Raw genomic sequence first — 3073 nt, 5'->3', positions numbered from 1 at the left:
GCACGATGCGGCTCTCGTGCAGTGTGAGCAGATCCAGTTCTTCCGCGCCGCAGGGCAGATGTCGGGTGCGATTGCTGACGACACGCGGCTACCCGACCCGGGCCAGCCATCCGCGCCAGGGCAACTCGGCGAGCCAGTGGTAGCGCTCTTCGACGGGCTCCCTCTGCAGAACCACCGCCGTCTTGCTGGGCGCTTGGTGATCGACGATCCGGACAACTTCGAGAACGACTACCAGGCAGCGGATCGGCGCCATGGAACAGGGATGGCGTCGCTGATCGTTCACGGGGACCTCGACGCCAACGAGCCTCCGATCAGTCGGCGGCTCTACGTTCGGCCGATCTTGCGACCAGACCCACGGGACTGGAGAACTCCCCGGCGCGAGACAGTGGCCGAGTCCGATCTTGTCGTCGACCTCATCCATCGGGCAGTTCGCCGGTTGTTCGAGCCGACCGGAGATGAAGCACCGGCAGCGCCGCATGTGAAGGTCATCAACCTCTCGATCGGGATTCCTGATCGGCCCTTCGACAACTCGCTCAGTCCGCTCGCCCGACTGCTCGACTGGCTCGCGTGGAAGTTCCGCGTGCTCTTCGTCGTCAGCGCGGGCAACCATGGACATTCTATCGAGCTGACAATCCCTCGCACGCAGCTCGCGGCGACTGACGCCCAGGCTCTTCAGACCGAGGTCATCAAGGCCGTGGCTGCCGACGCTCGTAATCGGCGGCTCCTCTCGCCGGCCGAGGCGGTCAACGTCCTCACCATCGGTGCGCTGCATGACGATGCTTCAGCGTGTGCAGTGCCTGCTGGTTATCTTTCTCCGTACGTTGACGGGTCGCTGCCGAGTCCCATCAACGCCCAGGGGATGGGCTAACGGCGGTCGATCAAGCCAGACATGCTCGCTTCTGGAGGCCGTCTGTTCCTGCGCGAGAGCTTTCATACCACACAGAACGTCGTTCTTGAGGTACCGGACGTCACGCGCGCGCCCGGCCACCGCGTCGCGGCTCCGGGCGCGATTCCTGGAGGCATCTCGGCGACGTGGCATGTTCGCGGAACCAGCGACGCCGCCGCGCTGACGAGCCGGCTGGCGGCAATCCTTCATGACATCCTCGAGGACCTGCAGACAGAACCCGGCGGGGAGATGATCGCCAGGGTGCCCATGGCGGTCTGGTTGAAGGCTTTGCTGGTTCACTCTGCGTCGTGGGGTCTTGCAGGTGAGAAGTTGGCTGCCGTGCTGCGGACCAGCGACAACGCGCGCCAGTTCAAGGAGTACATCACTCGCCTGCTGGGGTACGGCAGCGTTCGGCCAGATTGGGTTCAGGAGTGCACCAGCACGCGCGCAACAGCCCTCGGTGGCGGTACGCTTGCTGTCGACCAAGCGCATATTCATCGTTTCCCGCTGCCGCCATCGCTCAGCGGCCGAGGTGGGCAGAAGCGACTTGTCGTCACCTTGGCAACGCTCACCCCGGTCAACACTGGCCACCAGGCATGGCGCCGAGCAGACGTGTGGTTCCACCCGGACGCTTCGCGGCCGCCGAAGAGCAGAGACCCCCTCACGAAGCTGCGGCTTGACCGAGATGAGGCTGATGCCCGGTCAGCGCAGCGCGGAACAGTGCAGCACGTGGTGCTGACCGTAACCCGGGCGACGGCCTTCATCGACGGCGATGATATCGAGATCCAGGTGAGCTGCCGAGCCGACGCTGGCACTCTTGAGGAGGAGGTCCCGTACGCGCTGGCGGTGACGTTGGAGGTTGCACGCGAGATCGGCATCGACATCTACCAAGAGATCAAGGCTCGAATTCATGCACGCGTCCAAGTGGCCCAGGGGACATGAGGAATCGGAGGCGGCCGGGCTCTCACCAGCCCGGTTGGCCGCCCTACGCGACAACGCCTCATCCGGCGAGCCAACGCCTCCAAGAACTGAACAGAGCGTGCCTCGACCGCCGCGATTCGCGCGTCGGCCCGGCGAGTGACAGCGCGTCGCCCTCGGAGCCTCATCTTCGGCGCGTTGGGGGACGCGAGCGCGCCAACGGCAACGTCACAGATCGCGCGTGGTACGAGCGGCTGTCGAAGGAGTCCGATCTCTACAAGGTCTGGCCTGCTCCCAGAAGAGTGGTCCGGGCTGGCCGAGAGTCCTCCGGGCGACGACTCGCCCGCGAAAGGACGCTCCCGAAGAAGAGCTGGTTCGGCGTGGAGCAGATCGTCGGCGTCCTGAAGGATGCGGACACCGGCGTGAGGGCCGGGGAGCCGTGCCGGAAGTACGGGACCGGCGACCAGACGTACTACCGCTGGAAGGCGAAGTACGGGGGGATGGAGGCCGGCGACGCGGTGCGGCTGAGGGCGCTCGAGGACGAGAACCGCAAGCCGAAGATGATCGTCGCCGAGCAGGCGCTGGGAATCCGTGTGCTGAAGGACATCACCTCAAGAAAGTGGTGACGCCCGCCGCGCGACGGGACGCGGTGCGTCGCGCTCGCCGGCTCGGCGTGAGCGAGCGATGCGCGTGCGGGCTGATCGGGAGCCGTCGTTCGAGGTGCCCGCCGCCAGCCGAGGCGTGGCGACGCCCCGGGATTCCGCGAGGCACCGCTGCGGCCGGCGCGGGAGCGGCCGCGCTTCGGCTGCCGCCGGCTGCACGTGCTGCTGCGGCGCGAGCTGCCGGGAATCAACCACAAGCGGGTGTACAGGATCTATCGCCGGGAGGGCTTGGCCGTGCGGCGCAAGCAGCGCAAACGCCTCGCCCGCGGCGCCGCGCCTGCCGACGCCGCCGGCGAGCGGGCCGAACGAATGCTGGTCGATGGACTTCACGCAGGACGCCCTGGAGTCGGGCCGGGCGTTCCGGACGCTCAACGTCGTCGACGTGGTCACGCGGATGTGCCTCGCGATCGAGGTCGACACGTCGCTGCCGGCGGCGCGCGTGGTGCGCGTGCTCGACCGTCTGGCGGCGGCGCACGGCCGCCCGCGCGCGATCACGGTGGACAACGGGACGGAGTTCACGGCGCGGGCGACGGACGCCTGGGCGCACGCGCACGGCGTGGAACTGCGCTTCAGCCGTCCGGGCACGCCGACCGACAACCCCTTCATC

4 protein-coding genes and 1 pseudogene are annotated in these 3073 nt (G+C 67.5%); all 5 read left to right on the top strand.

Features of this window, described 5'->3' with window-relative positions; translation table 11 throughout:
• On the top strand, nucleotides 1-868 hold an 868-nt coding region (locus LLG88_02960), incomplete at its 5' end, for a S8 family peptidase (GenBank protein MCE5245867.1).
• A gap of 21 nt (nucleotides 869-889) precedes the next feature.
• Nucleotides 890-1828, top strand: a complete 939-nt coding sequence (locus LLG88_02955) for a hypothetical protein (protein MCE5245866.1) — start codon at nucleotides 890-892, stop codon at nucleotides 1826-1828.
• Nucleotides 1825-2430, top strand: a complete 606-nt coding sequence (locus LLG88_02950) for a transposase (protein ID MCE5245865.1) — start codon at nucleotides 1825-1827, stop codon at nucleotides 2428-2430. The genes LLG88_02955 and LLG88_02950 overlap by 4 nt, the downstream gene beginning before the upstream one ends.
• 147 nt (nucleotides 2431-2577) lie before the next feature.
• Nucleotides 2578-2718 (top strand): annotated as a pseudogene (locus tag LLG88_02945) (IS3 family transposase).
• A partial coding sequence (locus LLG88_02940) for a DDE-type integrase/transposase/recombinase (protein MCE5245864.1) occupies nucleotides 2681-3073 on the top strand: 393 nt, incomplete at its 3' end. The pseudogene LLG88_02945 and the gene LLG88_02940, both read left to right, overlap by 38 nt.

It is taken from the genome of bacterium (assembly GCA_021372775.1).
Classification (GTDB): domain Bacteria; phylum Acidobacteriota; class Polarisedimenticolia; order J045; family J045; genus JAJFTU01.
Note: the sequence above shows the minus strand (reverse complement) of the source record. Positions and strands in the feature narration are given on the sequence as shown.

What these genes read in the sequence shown, in the direction of transcription:
- LLG88_02955 (MCE5245866.1), top strand. Translation starts at nt 890, where the DNA reads ATGCTCGCTTCTGGAGGCCGTCTGTTCCTGCGCGAGAGCTTTCATACC.
- LLG88_02950 (MCE5245865.1), top strand. Translation starts at nt 1,825, where the DNA reads ATGAGGAATCGGAGGCGGCCGGGCTCTCACCAGCCCGGTTGGCCGCCC.